This is a genomic window from Chitinophaga filiformis (assembly GCF_023100805.1).
Lineage (GTDB): Bacteria > Bacteroidota > Bacteroidia > Chitinophagales > Chitinophagaceae > Chitinophaga > Chitinophaga filiformis_B.
In genome coordinates, this window is the sequence record NZ_CP095855.1 from 4407283 (window position 1) to 4421892 (window position 14610).

Genomic DNA, 14610 nt, shown 5'->3' on the forward strand with positions numbered 1-14610 from the left:
ACTTAATCATTTACGGTGAAAGCTGCATTGACGATACTGGCTGCCACATTGCTGCCGCCTTTACGTCCCTGTATGATGACGTAGGGCACGTTTTTCATGGCCTGTAATTTCAGCTTGGACTCGATTACATTCACAAATCCGACAGGCGCACCAACAATACCCGCCGGCCTGAACCTATTGTCCTGCAACTGGTCGCAGAGCTCAAACAGGGCAGTAGGTGCATTCCCTACCACAAACAGTGCCTCCGGATGTTTTTCTATCGCGATACGCATGCCTGCCTGGCTGCGGGTAAGCCTTTCTTTTTCCGCCAGTGGCAGTACTGCTTCATCATTCAGGTAACAGTATACACTGGTATTATATTTCTTCAGAAAATCTTTGGTAATACCTGATTGCACCATGGTGACATCAGTAACGATAGTACCGCCCGCCTTCAGATAGTGATGCCATTGCGTGATAGCATCCTTATTCGACAGGTAGAGATCCTCATATTCGAAGTCGGCCGTAGTATGGATACAACGCATAACAGCCCATCTGTCGGCCATCGTTAGGTCCGGGCGTTTCATTTGGGCAGCTATCTGCCGAAAGCTTTCGTCCTGTATTTCCTGGCCACTTTGCGGTTTCCTGGACATATATCCGCGGGGCGTGACAAGGAAGTTCTTAAACTGGTAGGTCTGTGAATTGCCGATCATCACAAGCGAGAACATGTCCACGTCTTCGATGCAGAGGTCCGCCAGCGTGGTGATCGTGATCTCTTCTTCTGGTCTTGTTACCTGGCGGATGATGGCAACCGGTGTAGCTGGCTCCCGGTGTTGCAGGAAGAGCTCTTTAAACCGGGACAGTTGCCAGAAACGTTTTTTACTCCGTGGGTTATAAAGCGAGGTGACAAAGTCGCCCATAGCCGCCGCCTGTATCCGCTTTTCGATCAGGGGCCAGGGCGTCATCAGGTCGGATAGTGAGATGCAGCAGAAGTCATGACCCAGTGGAGCGCCCAGTTTGCCGGCAGCAGCAATAAAAGCGCTGATACCGGGAATGGTCTCCAGTTCAATCTCCTTATCGGCATGTGTACTGGCATATTGATATACCAGGGAGGCCATTGCATAAATGCCTGCATCACCGGAACTGATCACCACCACATGTTTGTTCGCTTCACAGCGTTCTACCGCCAGTGCTGCACGGGCTTCTTCTTCTGTGAGGTCTTTCCCGATACATTCACAATCTAATTTCAGGAGATGTGCGATGAACTGAAAGTAATAACTATAGCCGATCACGATATCGGCTGTTGCCAATACCTGTTGGGCTACAGGCAGAATATAATCCTTACCGCCGGGTCCTATGCCAACTACACTTAACTTCATATCCTTTTTAAAATGAGTAAAGAAAAATAGGGGATCTCCCTGTTTTCCAGATCGTTTATATCTGTTGTAATGTATTGCTGTGTTGTGCCCAATCGTTCACAGTAGACCATCTGCAGGCCGGTTTGCCGGATGAGTGTACGGATCTCCTGCAGCACGCTGCGTACTTTGATCAGCACAACGGTTTCAAACTCCCGCAGGTAGCGGGAGAGAGCATCGCGGTCATTCATCCTCGGGAGAATAGCTATTTTCTCATTGAGAACAGCGAGTGAAGATTGATGTTCGGCGGCGCCCAATATAAAGGACGGCACACCGGCAACGATCTCCAGGTCCAGTTTGTGTGCCTGGATATGTTTTAGGAGGTAGGCGAAAGTGCTGTAGAAAGAGATATCTCCTTCGCTGACGAAGGCCACGCGGAGACCATTATGATAGTCGGCCAGCAGCCGCTGAAAAGTGTTTGCATAGGTGTTTTCAGCCGACTGGCGGTCGTCAGACATTTTCAGAAACATGCCCTGTAATTTACTTTCTTCCAGCTGGTAGTGTTGCAGTATCTGTAATGAATAACTGGCCGTCGTCCCATTCGGCAACAGCGATCCCGGATAATAGATCTTATCCGCCTGTTGCAATATTTGCAGGCCTTTTACGGTGATCAGCAGCGGATCGCCGGGCCCTAATGAAATGCCATATATCTTTCCCTGTTTGTGCATGTATTAGATACCTAGGATCTTTTTAACTTTTCTGAACACTGTTTTCTTATCGCCTGGCTTCTCCTCTTCTTCAAAGAGGATACCTTTCACTGCCAGGTGATGACCTACCTGTGGATTGCCTACCTCTTCTTCAAAGCCGATGATCTGTGTACGATATTTACACAACTGGCAATTCATATTTGGATTACCTTCTTCCACTTCACGAATGCGTTCATCAATTGTTTGCAGCAGCAGTTCATCACAGCCGAAGGCGGCAGTGGCGATGATCTCTTTCTGCGATACTGCCCTGAACTCATCCAGTTGCGTATAGATCTTTTTCAGTAACACGCCGGTGAAGAGGAATACGGGCAGGGCCAGGATCCTTTTATAGGGCAGATGATCGATGACAGGAAGGATGTCTTTTAACAGTGGTTGTGTTACACCGATGAAAGCCGTGGTGGCAAATCCGTAGCCCAGTCCTTCTCCCAGCATATGGGTGAGCTTCGCCACATCGGAGTTAGCATCCGGGTCGGAAGTGCCCCTGCCTACGAGCAGCAGACAAGCGTCTTTCCTGTCGGGTATTGGCGCTGTTGCTTCTGCCTGTTCAATGAGTTGCTTCGCCAGCTGAAGCATGGACGGCGTAATGCCGATATGCCTGCCCAGCCTGATGGTCAGGTCTTTATACTGGCTTTGCAGCGTATTCATTTCATAGGGAATATCGTTCTTGGCGTGGCCGCCGGCAAAGAGGATCGCAGGCACGGCGGTGATCTCTCTCACGCCTGCCAGGTACATGCGCTCTACAGCGGCTGCATACACCGGGTGTGCGAATTCCAGGAAACCGTAATCCACCATCCTGTCCGGATAGCGTTTTTGCAGTGCTGATACCAGTTCTTTAAAGCCGTATACCCCTTGGGGATCCCGGCTGCCATGACCACATATTAATATCCCTTTCATGTTATAACTATAATAGTCCGAGCGGATCCGGATATTTGAATGAATAGTTCAGCCGTTGTTTGATCTTTTCGGAATTAATGATCTTAAAATGAGGATCTGTCGCCGCTGCAAAGGTGGGCAGTTCAAGTCCCGCTTTGGCAGCAGCCAGTGTATAGAACTCCCTTCGTGTGGGATGCATATCTGCGCAGGCGTTGAATATCTCACCCCATGCCTGTTGTTGTATGATGCCGGTAATAAGTGCAATACAATCGTCCTGGTGGATGACATTGATCGGAGCATCTCCATTCTCTACATTCTTTTTGCCAGCGAGGAATCGTCCGGGGAGGCGGTCATAACCAACCAGTCCGGCAAACCGGACGATGGTCGTGATCAGGTGCGGATTTGTCCGCAGCATTTTTTCCACTGCCAGTAGCGCCTTGCCGCTGTCTTTCGAGGGCGGGGCTGTCTCCAGTTCTGTTACTTCCTGGTTCAGGTCAGGATATACAGAGGTGGAGCTGACGAAGATGACATGCTTTGCGGGGCTTTTGAGGACCTGATCCAGCAAGAGCTTCATCTGCGCCTGGTGATAGAGCAGTACATCTTCCCGGCGGGAAGGCGGAATATTGATGATGAGGATCTCGCTTTCAAGGAACCCTGCCAGATCATTGCTGGTAATACTGGTGTCTGTAATCTCCACCTGGTAGGGTGCGATCCCTTTTTGGCGCAGCGCTTCAAACCTTTCTGCCTGTGTGACAGACCCTTTAACGGTGTAACCTTCCTGCACGAGGTGTGCTGCCAATGGTAACCCCAGCCAGCCGCAACCGAGAATGCTAATTGTATTTTCCAGTGTTTGTTTGTTCATAGTACATTGTCCTTAACGCTTTCTAATACCGCTTCACCTTTGGAGTACCTGTGTCGCAGGTACAGCTCAGCGTATAACGATATAATGATACTGATAAAAACAAGACCGACAATATTATTCTGGAAATCATCCAGTTCCAGTGCCGGGTTCATTACACTTGCAATTTTATACAGCGGAATGGCAAAACACATGATGGTGATCAGCACATTCAGCTTAAAGCGATGACGCTGGATCTTTTTCTGATCGAATGTTTTCAGCAGTTTACTGAGCAGGAGGGAGTCGCAGGTTCCGGTGAGGATCAGACCCAGGGAGAATACCACGCCACCCAGTATAGCATATATCCACTGATTAGAAACAGATACTGCGTACCCAAAAGCCGCGATCTGGGAGGAGGTATCAAAGATGAAACCGAAGATGATGCCGGTGATGATCACGGTGAACGGATTAAGACTGTTGCTGAACGATTTCGGCAGCAGCTTTTTCCTGAACCCGCTGAGTTGTGCGCCGTCTTTACGCGTAAGTGAGATAAGGTTGGAGACGCCCATAAAGAGCAGCATCACAGAAGACAACCATTCCACTATGATATCGAGCATAGTGGGCATTTCGAAATTGTTCTTCAGGATGCAGAGGAAGAGTGCAATGGCGGTTACCATGATACCATGCCCGAAGGTGAAAAGAGTACCTACCCAACGGGTCCAGATACTTTTATTCAGATGCAGGCGGTAGGTATAACCGTCTATGACGGTAATATGATCAGGGTCCAGTCCATGTCGCAGGCCTAGTACCGACAGGACAATGAACCCTGTAAGGTCCTGTTGTAAGAAGTCCATTATTCGTTCGGTTGTCCGCTAAGGATGAGAGGTTTGACGTCTACAAGTTCAGCAGCGGGAAAGTGTACATGTTCTTCCAGCAGTACGTTCTGCATGAGGTGTTGTGTAACGATCTCGCGGGTGGTATCAGGCGTAACGCCTTTATACCAGAGACCTTCCGGGTGCATGAAGATCATTGGTCCCCAGGTACATTGCCCCAGGCATTTGGTACGTACAGTGTGAATTTCGTCGTTGAGGTCATGCTCGCTAAGATGTGCTCTTAACTGGTTGGTGTTTTCGTCGGCGCCGCTTTTGCTGCAGGTGCCGCCATTGCAAATGAAAAGGATCTTTTGAACTTTGGTCAGGTCTTTGATCGCCATACTGTTGCCTACATTTAATTTAATACATTAATTACCCGTTAATGATTAAACAAAACTTCAGGAGGGGAAATAGCGGGGTAGGGCAACGCAGATCACATGATATGACGTGTTGCTTTTCCTGTGCTTTCTTCCCGAAGCGTTGGATAAACATGGTTGTTGGCAGGTCTTCTGACTTGTTCCACTCTTAACGCCTTCCCATCCGCCTGATAGCGGGACAGTGGCATAAGTTAAGAGCTGTTTTGGAACTTACAGCAGCGGGAACTGTTTTGGAATTACACCAAATTCCCTTTTAATTTCAACCGGTATGAGCGGCTGAAAACCAAAAACTGGCGTGAAGGTAGGGAATTATTTATTGTTTTCCTAAGACAGGGGAATTGTACGGGGGGATCCCGTACGCATATACGGTGCGCAATGTATGGTTTTCTTTGTGTTGCGGGTAAGGTATTGATGCGATATAACATGCGTACAACTAAGGTGTTATGTATTTTGTCGCGTCATTTCATCACCTTTGCGACTAGTTGAAATTAGATGTTGCCCAGTAACCCATTCGTAGGTTTCCTATACTTTGTTCGAGCATATTCATAATTCTCAATTCAGATCTTCGTCTGTAGTAGCTGTAGGATTGTTATAAGGCGTCTTATAATGGATCTGTATGGTCATGTTATCGGGTTAATCCTGAATAGTTATTTTGGAAAGCGACAATAAGTCGCTGCGAAATATTGGCGAAGGCCGTGGCAGGAGTCAATATACATAATTCGTGTACAATATTTTTATAAATAAATCTCATACCAATGAAATCACTCTTAAAGGTTACAAGTTTGTTAGCCATTGTAGTAGGAACTTCTTTTTCCGCAAAAGCTCAGATCACAAATGATTATATCCAGAATAATACTGCGCAGGCCCAGAACGCCAATTTCTGGATAACAGGCTTAGGGAAATATGGGAATGGTATTGTTTTGCCGAAGGAGGGGTATGACGGGGTAGTCCTGGGTGTCCGTTTAACAAATGTCGCTGAAACCAGGGGCGCCAATTTACAATTAACCGGAGGAACTAATCCAGGACTTGCAACGTGGATACACGACGGTACCAACTGGGTGGAACGAATGAGGATCACAAGCACGGGATACATTGGAATCAATGCACAGGCACCAGGGAGAAGAATGGATATTGTGGATACATCTTCCATTGTTTATACGCCTACAGGTGCAGCATCGGTGCCCCCCGGAGGCATTGTGCAAATCAATAACAATTCTGCAGTTGATGGTTCCGCCGCCCATTTTTTTATGAGTGCGGTAAACGGAAGTGGTTACAGGAACGCTGCATATATTGGTATTACATCTAACAAAGGGACCGCACCTGCGCCGGATATCGTTTTCGGTCAGCGTACAGGAGGGCTTGCCTGGGGCGAGGCGATGAGGATCAAAGGAAACGGAAATGTAGGTATTGGCACGATTGATCCGGGTACTAATAAGCTGGCGGTTGAAGGAACTATAGGAGCCAGGAGGGTGAAGGTTACACAGACTTCCTGGGCGGATTTTGTGTTTGAGCCTGATTATCAGTTGCCTTCTTTAGCTGATCTGGAAAGTTATATCAAGGCTAATAAACATCTGCCGGATGTGCCTTCGGCGAAGGAAGTAGCGAAAGATGGAGTTGACCTGGGAGAGATGAATAGGATCTTGTTGCAGAAGATTGAGGAGTTGACCTTGCATGTGATAGAAGAGAGCAGGCGGAATAAGGAGTTGGAAGAGAAAATGCGATTGTTGGAAAAAAAATTGGAAGAACTGCAGCAAAGGTAGCAGACTGACAGGTGGGGCATTAGATACGAAAGGACGACAACAGTCATTGGAGGCTAAATAGTTAAGAAATTGAAATAAAATAAATCATATGCTTTTCCTTTTGCATGTGGGCATAACTCGTGTCCATAAGATAGCATTATTATTGCTTATAGTATTTGTTCATACATCTGTTTTTGCACAGCGAATTGACGGTGATCTAGGCAATTTATCTAAATTGATAGAAGTAATACCTCCTTCCCCTAATGCGGCTTCTTTAGGTAAATATGGAGATATTGATGTCTCTCTTTCGAGCGGCATGGCAAATGTAGCGATACCGATATACAGTTATCAATCAAGTAATCTTACTTTGCCTGTTTCTCTAAGTTACAGTAGTAATGGGTTTAGGGTTGATGAAATTGCATCACGGGTAGGGAACGGCTGGATCTTAAATGCCGGTGGTGTTATAACGCGCACTGTTTACGGGCAAATAGATGAGTCTTCTCAGCGATTGAAGCCCCCGACAGGTTTTCCTGAACCTACAAAAGCCACGCTGGATTATCTACATACTTTAGCCAGTGATGATGCCAATAATTTTGACAGTGAACAGGATCTATTTTCATTTAACTTCAATGGTTACTCAGGGAAATTTATATTGGATGATAGTATGCATCCGGTACTGTTGACACACTCAAATATTAAAATTGAGAATGATTTCAATTCGTCGGATTGGAATTTTCGTATTATTTCCGGCGACGGTATACAATATTTTTTTGGAGGAGAAGCAAAGGAAATTACAAATAAAAGTCAGACAGGTGCAGGATGTGGTAAAATATATAGGAACGCTGCTGTAACGTCGTGGTATCTTAAGAAAATAATACATCCCAATAGGGATACAGTTAATCTTTTCTATGATCCGGTTCGGATGAGCTATTATACCGGCATTAGTCAAAGCGCTTTTTATAAAGTTTTTAATCCGGGGGGCTGTACTACATGCCCTAGTTATCAAAATACTACCTGCGTGACCTCCCTCACGACGGATGGAGTGTTGTTGAGAGAGATAAAATCTTCAGGAGGCGCAAGAGTTAGATTTTTCTATACTGGAAGATCAGACCTGAACGATAGCTTATTAGCGAGGATTGAAATTTATCGTCCCGATGGCAGTGTAGCGAGAGTATTCAACCTTGAGTATACGCAGGCGGTCGCGAATGGATTTAGTAATTCTTACCAGACGAAGAATGAATTGTTTTACAGACCATTTCTAACTAAGTTCATTGAACGATCCGCTGATTCTGTACAGGTGAAAACACACATGTTTCAGTACAATAATATAAGTAATCTACCCCCAAGACTAGCCTTTGCCCAAGATCATTATGGCTATTTCAATGGTAGAAACAATAATACACTGCTAACCACTTCGAAAGATGACTGGCTTTCGGAGTACCTGCCACAGGCAAACGCTGATAGGGAACCTGATCCGGAATATAGTTCACGGGGTATGCTCGCCAAGGTCATATATCCTACGGGAGGGGAAGATACCCTTATTTATGAAGGAAATACCACCTATGAGGAGGTGGCGATACCGCCGCCAACCGGCATTCTTGTTGCAGATGCTTACAGCTCGGATGTTTCCGGCGGTATGCAAGTTGCAAATTCAGACACGGTATTGATTAGTGAGGATCAACACGTTACAATATACGCCAGTGCAAGTAGTGATGGTGACGACCCAATCCATAATAGAGGAACGGTATCAATTATTAAGTTGCCATCAGGAACAGCTGTATTCAGCAGATCGGTTACTCCTACGGAGCCTCTTTCCGCTACCATTCCTTTAGGCAAAGGAATTAGCTACTATATGCAGGTAAGGGCTTCCGGCGTTCAGACACAGGTGAGCAGTACACTTCGATATTTAGATGGCCCCGTAACATATACGTATAAGAATATGCCTGCTGCGGGTATCCGTATAAAAAAGACTATTAGTCGAAGTAAATCATCGCCGGATGTTGTACGACGATATTACTATAACTCATTGGCTGATACCGCACGGTCTTCAGCCGTTTATTTATTTAGAACGACGTACTTTAAGCCGCTTACTACTAAAATTGGTTGTGATCCTACAACGTGTTCTTATACATCCTGTCAGTATTATGCGTTGTATTCTAATACGCAGCAGAATTTATATGTATACGGTGGGGCACCGGTTATGTATCGTACTGTGGTAGAAGGAGTAGGAGAAAATTTTGAAGGGGGAGGTATAGAACATACATATACAGTGGCTAATGATATACCTGGAAACAATTTGATGGGTGATAATATTGCAAGTGCGCCCTTTACCAGTTATAGTTGGAAGAATGGCAGGGAAGTTTATCAATTTATATTTAAAAAGAATGGTTCAGTTAATGTCCCTGTCCAGGAGACATTTACTCATTTTAAAGAAGATAGCAGAGTAGACAGCGAATACGTTTCTTATGTAGTAAATGAGAAATATGTCAGAGATTGTCAAAGTGATCCTCCTTCTCAGAACGAGATTGAGGCATTTGACCTGTTGTCTTATTCTCATTTTAAAAACTGGTCCTATGTGGACAGTGTGAAGACACGTACTTATGACGATACTGGTTCCGCTTACATGGAACGTTTAGAAATTACGGAATATGGCAACGTTTCTCATGCAATGCCTACCAGCATTACATCTACTTCCAGCGATAATAAGGTTGAAGTTGTTAAGAATTTTTACCCCGCTGATTTGGCTTTTAATGGAGGAGAAGAATCAGCCAGGCAAACGCTAATAGCACAGAATATAATTACACCTGTTCTTTTAAAACAGTTTGTTAGAGATAATACAAACATAGCCCAGAGCAAAACAGGGTACACAATTACCCCAGAGAATTTAGTGCTGCCACAAACTCAAAGTACACAGACTGGCAATAATATAATGGAGAAAAGAGTTGAATTTCATAAATATAATGCGGCAGGTAAGCTATTAGAACAGTCGAAATCCGGAGATGTACACCAGGTTTTTTTATGGGGGTACAGAAGTCTGTATCCTGTTGCAAAAATAGTTGGAACTGATTATGCTACCGCTAGTAGTTTTGTAAATATGAATATTTTGAATAGTCCATCTTCTGATCAGCAGCTCAGGATGGAGTTAGATAAAATCCGCGTTGGATTGGCGGGTAAAAATGCTCTGGTATCTAGCTATACCTATTCACCATTAGTTGGGATTACGAGCGAAACAGATCCCTCAGGGAAAACAACCTACTACGAATATGATGGACTTGGCCGTCTTAAGGTTATAAAAGATAAAGATGGAAAGGTCCTAAAGGTATTTGATTACCAGTACTCAATACCAATCACACGATAACCCCTATCCGTTGAAAATAAGTTATATGAAGAGAATACTTATTTATATATCTGGCTTGTTACTTACGCTGAATCATACTCTGCAGGCACAAAATAAGCCGGGTGGAACACGCAATACGGCAATAGCCGTCACGGTTCCTACGGCATATACTACTACCTCTGTTAGTTATATTCGCACCTGGGAACCCGATATGCCATTGACAGATACTACTGCAGTGGTATCTGCAGCAAGGAAGGTGAGGGAGGTCAAACAGACCACTCAATACGTTGACGGTCTTGGTCGTCCGATACAGACAGTTTCGAAAGGAATTAGTAGCGGCGGAAAGGACCTGGTGGCGCCGGTGATATATGATCCTTATGGGCGGGAACAGTACAAGTATCTTCCCTATGTGCAGCAATCCGGTAATCTGAGCGATGGAAAGTTTAAGACAGATCCCTTTAATGCGCAGAAAGCATTTTATCAGAACGGGGTGCTTAACCCTGGCATTACAGGGGAGAATATTTTCTATAGCCAGCAACAGTTTGAACAGTCCCCGCTTAACAGACCGCTTAAAACTTATGCGCCAGGTAATAGTTGGGTGAATCGTCCTGTGGAAGCGCGGTATCAGGTGAACACCGTGACTGATTCAGTGAGACTGTGGAATATTGGAACGGGTATACCTACCAGCGCCGGCAATTATGCTGCAGGGCAGTTACAGGAAAATGCGACTGTGGACGAGCAAGGCAGCCAGGTCATAGAGTATAAGGACAAACAAGGCCAGGTTATATTAAAGAAAGTGCAGATAGCAGCTAACCCCGGTACGGGGCATATAGGCTGGTTATGCACCTACTATGTGTACGATGATCTGGGTAATCTCCGCTTCGTTATACCTCCATTGGCTGTAGATGCTATAAAGGGCTCCTGGACAATAAGCACAGCGATCGCAGATGAGTTATGTTTCCAGTATCAATACGATGCAAGGCAGCGTATGGTGGTAAAAAAAGTACCCGGCGCGGGAAGAGTATTCATGGTATATGATCTGCGCGACAGGCTTGTATTTACGCAGGATTCTGTGCAGCGGACAAAATCTCCTATGGAGTGGCTGGTGACATTTTACGATGAGTTGAACCGTCCAACCATGACAGCTATTTATCAGGGAACTGCTACAAGAGATACTTTACAGGCAAGGATGAACAGGGCTCCGGCTTCGCAGGCCATTTCCTATGTAGCGCCGGCAGAAGCTGACCTGGCCTTGTATACCCATGATGGAAGTCCATTATATACAGCCACCAACAGCGTTACTATGTTGGGTGAATTTGATTCCGGCGCAGGCGCAGAAACAGAAGCAAAAATTGATCCTGCCGCTGCGGGGGATACTACCGTGATTGCCGCTACAAATCCATTGCCTAATATAGCGGCATCCGCACTGACGCCTCTGACATATACCTTCTACGACAACTATAACTATTCCGGCAAGTTGGCTTTTATGTCAACTGACACTGGAAAGTTAATAGCTGCCGATACTTTATATCCTGAGAAGCTGCCTGTAAGTAGTATGACTACAGGATTAGTGACGGGAAGTAAAGTGAGGGTATTAGGAACCAATAAGTGGTTAACAACAACTGCATATTACAATGATAAGGGCCGTGCCATTCAGGTATTAAGTGAAAATAACCTGGGAGGTAAAGATGTACTGACAACGCTGTACAACTTCAAAGGAGCTGTACTGGCAACTTACCTTCGTCATCAAAATCCTAAAAGCCTTACGTCCCAAAGTACCTTGCTGACAATTATGACCTACGATCATGGCGGTCGATTGCTTACAGTGAGGAAACGGTTAAATGATGATGTGACCCAGGAAAGGTTGATCACTGCAAACAGTTACGATGAACTGGGACAATTGAAATTGAAACGCCTGGGAGTAAATTCTTCCGGTAGTGTAATTGACAGTTTAAATTATACTTACAACATCCGCGGTTGGTTACAAGGCATCAATAAGAACTTCGTAAATAGCGGTACAAGTACATCCAACTGGTTTGGCCAGGAATTAAGCTATGATTATGGATTTGATTCCAGCCAGTATAATGGTAACATATCTGGCGTTAAATGGAAGACCCGTGCAGATAGTGCCTGGGCTTATGGATATAGCTATGATAAAGCCAATCGCCTGACTGGTGCATACTTCACACAGAAGAATGGAGGTAGCTGGGCACAGGACAAAAAAGACTTCACAGTTAGCAATCTTACCTACGATGCCAATGGTAACATTAAATCCATGTGGCAGAAGGGGATGATTGGGACAAAAATCGATACGATTGACCGCCTAAGCTATACCTACTTGGCTAATAGCAATAAGCTGGCAGCAGTAGCTGATCCTAATCCTGCAAAGACAGCATCCGCAAAACTGGGCGACTTTATTGACGGCAGTAATAGTGGTAACGACTATTTCTATGATGGTAATGGTAATATGGTGGCTGATTCCAATAAGCACATTAGTTCAATTGTGTACAATCATCTGAACCTGCCTGCTGTAATTACGATTGCGGGTAAGGGAACAATTACATACCAGTATGATGCTTCCGGGAATAAAGTGAGTAAGACTGTGGTAGATAACACCAACACCCCTTCAAAGACGACTATAACCGATTATGCGGGAGCATTTGTATACAGGCAGGATAGTCTGGAGCTGATAAGTCATGAAGAAGGTCGTATCCGTCCTGTTTACAAAAGTGGGCAAGCGCTGCAATATGCTTACGATTATTTCGAGAAAGATCATTTGGGGAACGTGAGAACTGTTCTAACTGATCAGACTGATTTTACTATGTATGCTGCCACAATGGAAACGGAGGTGGCTGCTCAGGAAGTGGCATTGTTCAGCAACGTAGAGGAGACGCGTACAGAGGTGCCTTCCGGCTATCCTGCAGATCAGACTACGGAAAAGAACAAGTTTGCGGCGAAGCTAAATGCGAAAGCAGGAGGGAAGAAGGTCGGTCCTTCATTAGTGTTACGTATAATGGCCGGTGATACCGTTCAGATCAAGGCAAAGGCATTTTACAAGTCTCAGGGACCGACGAATAATAATGGAAAAGCCCCGGTAGAAGATATGGTGGCAGGTCTGGTGCAGGCATTTGGAGGTGTAGCAAGTGAAAACGGGTCGCATGCTTCCGATGCAATAGCTAACAATACACCTTTTAACGCAGATTTTTATAACAATAATTATCAGCGGTTAAAAGAAAGGGATCAAGATAATGGTGCAACAAGTCGTCCAAAGGCTTATTTAAACTTTGTTTTATTCGACGATGATTTTAAATTAGTGGAAGATAATAGTGGAGTAAGACAAGTGAAGGAGAGTCCGGACGAGCTGCAGGAACTGGGGGTGGACAAGATGGCTGTTGAAAAAAGTGGATTTTTGTATGTTTATACCAGTAACGAGAGTCAGCAGGACGTGTTCTTTGATAATGTCGTTTTAGCGGTGAATAGTGGACCGTTGTTGGAGGAGACGCATTATTATCCGTATGGGTTGACGATGGCGGGGATTTCCAGCAAGGCGGCTGTAAAATTAGACAATAGATATAAGTTCAATGGAGCAAATGAATTGCAAACAAACGAATTTGGTGAAGGCGGTGGTTTGGAGCTTTACGATGCTGTTAATAGACTATATGATGCCCAAATCGCTAGATTTCATCAGATGGACCCATTGACTGATTTGTCTTTAAGCTTATCAGCATATGTTTTCTCAAGTAACAATCCAATAAACAGGAATGATCCTTTAGGCTTGAAAGATACGACTATCAATGGAGTTACTGGACACTTACTAAATGAGGTTGTTGTTACAGCAAAACGTCCACAAAGCACAACAAATAATGTATCTGACCAACAAACCGGTATAGGCCGTTTATGGCGTCGATATGTTAGTCATTTTTCTGCTGCTTCCGCGAACGTTAGTAATCTAAGGGAACTAGGAATGAATTCAATGTTAAGAAGAAATATGATTTGGTTGACAGGGGATTTGTTGGAAAGAGTTAAAAAAGATCCTGAGATGATTGAGCATCAAAGAAGAATAGTCGCAATTATCAAAGCCGATCCGCGATACAAAAGACTTCGGTTCATTTATTCTAATACGGGTGAGCAATTGGAATTTGGAGGGAAAAGAGCAAAAGGAGAGGATTGGTTTGGTTTATCGGATGAAAATCCACTCTTGCATGAAGAGACATGGGACGTGGCAGCTAATCCATTAACATGGACATTAAGGCATGCTACAGTACAGACAGACGCAGTTGTTAAGGATGATGGCACTATTATATTGAATCATTATGTGAGTGATGTACTCGACCTTAGACCAGGTGCAAACCATACGCCTGCATATAATAAAGTTACAACCGTGTTAGGTGGTGCGTATCATGATGTGTTACGAGGTGCTGATAACTTGCAGGTAAAGGGCAGTTGGAGTACGCAAATCCAATAAAAATTAATGTA

9 protein-coding genes and 1 riboswitch are annotated in these 14610 nt (G+C 44.8%); of the genes, 3 read left to right on the forward strand and 6 right to left on the reverse strand.

The window, feature by feature from the left end; translation table 11 throughout:
- Window positions 1–2: 2 nt before the first annotated feature.
- The 6 genes from cobJ to MYF79_RS17475 are packed head-to-tail and all read right to left on the reverse strand — an operon-like array spanning window position 3 to window position 5022.
- Window positions 3–1355, reverse strand: coding sequence for a precorrin-3B C(17)-methyltransferase (gene cobJ / locus MYF79_RS17450; protein WP_247808934.1), 1353 nt, complete (start codon window positions 1353–1355; stop codon window positions 3–5).
- Window positions 1352–2059, reverse strand: a complete 708-nt coding sequence (gene cobI / locus MYF79_RS17455; RefSeq protein WP_247808935.1) for a precorrin-2 C(20)-methyltransferase — start codon at window positions 2057–2059, stop codon at window positions 1352–1354. The genes cobJ and cobI overlap by 4 nt, the downstream gene beginning before the upstream one ends.
- 3 nt (window positions 2060–2062) lie before the next feature.
- Window positions 2063–2992 carry a sirohydrochlorin chelatase gene (locus MYF79_RS17460; protein WP_247808936.1) on the reverse strand — a complete coding sequence of 310 codons (930 nt, stop codon included), beginning with the start codon at window positions 2990–2992 and terminating at the stop codon, window positions 2063–2065.
- Window positions 2993–2999: 7 nt separating this feature from the next.
- The gene (locus MYF79_RS17465; RefSeq protein ID WP_247808937.1) at window positions 3000–3833 is read right to left on the reverse strand and encodes an SDR family oxidoreductase; all 834 of its coding nucleotides are present in this window, start codon (window positions 3831–3833) and stop codon (window positions 3000–3002) included.
- Entirely contained in the window at window positions 3830–4663 is an 834-nt protein-coding gene (locus MYF79_RS17470) for an NAD+ synthetase (RefSeq protein WP_247808938.1), read from the reverse strand. The genes MYF79_RS17465 and MYF79_RS17470 overlap by 4 nt, the downstream gene beginning before the upstream one ends.
- Window positions 4663–5022 (reverse strand): (2Fe-2S) ferredoxin domain-containing protein, encoded by a 360-nt coding sequence (locus MYF79_RS17475; RefSeq protein ID WP_247808939.1) that lies wholly within the window; start codon window positions 5020–5022, stop codon window positions 4663–4665. Before MYF79_RS17475 ends, MYF79_RS17470 begins: the two co-directional genes overlap by 1 nt.
- Before the next feature lie 140 nt (window positions 5023–5162).
- A riboswitch (cobalamin riboswitch) is annotated at window positions 5163–5361 on the reverse strand.
- A 452-nt stretch (window positions 5362–5813) separates the two neighbouring features.
- Here MYF79_RS17475 and MYF79_RS17480 point away from each other — a divergent pair.
- The 3 genes from MYF79_RS17480 to MYF79_RS17490 all read left to right on the forward strand — a co-directional run bounded on the left by MYF79_RS17480 (window position 5814) and on the right by MYF79_RS17490 (window position 14599).
- Entirely contained in the window at window positions 5814–6818 is a 1005-nt protein-coding gene (locus MYF79_RS17480; RefSeq protein WP_247808940.1) for a tail fiber protein, read from the forward strand.
- Window positions 6819–6906: 88 nt separating this feature from the next.
- Window positions 6907–10155: an RHS repeat protein gene (locus tag MYF79_RS17485; protein WP_247808941.1), complete on the forward strand. Its 3249-nt coding sequence runs from the start codon at window positions 6907–6909 to the stop codon at window positions 10153–10155.
- Between the two features lie 25 nt (window positions 10156–10180).
- Window positions 10181–14599, forward strand: a complete 4419-nt coding sequence (locus MYF79_RS17490; RefSeq protein ID WP_247808942.1) for a DUF6443 domain-containing protein — start codon at window positions 10181–10183, stop codon at window positions 14597–14599.
- Window positions 14600–14610 lie beyond the last annotated feature (11 nt).

Excerpts from the sequence above, each read along its gene's own strand:
- cobI (WP_247808935.1), bottom strand. The coding sequence starts at position 2,059 with ATGCACAAACAGGGAAAGATATATGGCATTTCATTAGGGCCCGGCGAT.
- MYF79_RS17485 (WP_247808941.1), top strand. The coding sequence starts at position 6,907 with ATGCTTTTCCTTTTGCATGTGGGCATAACTCGTGTCCATAAGATAGCA.
- MYF79_RS17460 (WP_247808936.1), bottom strand. The coding sequence starts at position 2,992 with ATGAAAGGGATATTAATATGTGGTCATGGCAGCCGGGATCCCCAAGGG.
- MYF79_RS17470 (WP_247808938.1), bottom strand. The coding sequence starts at position 4,663 with ATGGACTTCTTACAACAGGACCTTACAGGGTTCATTGTCCTGTCGGTA.
- MYF79_RS17465 (WP_247808937.1), bottom strand. The coding sequence starts at position 3,833 with ATGAACAAACAAACACTGGAAAATACAATTAGCATTCTCGGTTGCGGC.
- cobJ (WP_247808934.1), bottom strand. The coding sequence starts at position 1,355 with ATGAAGTTAAGTGTAGTTGGCATAGGACCCGGCGGTAAGGATTATATT.
- MYF79_RS17490 (WP_247808942.1), top strand. The coding sequence starts at position 10,181 with ATGAAGAGAATACTTATTTATATATCTGGCTTGTTACTTACGCTGAAT.
- MYF79_RS17480 (WP_247808940.1), top strand. The coding sequence starts at position 5,814 with ATGAAATCACTCTTAAAGGTTACAAGTTTGTTAGCCATTGTAGTAGGA.
- MYF79_RS17475 (WP_247808939.1), bottom strand. The coding sequence starts at position 5,022 with ATGGCGATCAAAGACCTGACCAAAGTTCAAAAGATCCTTTTCATTTGC.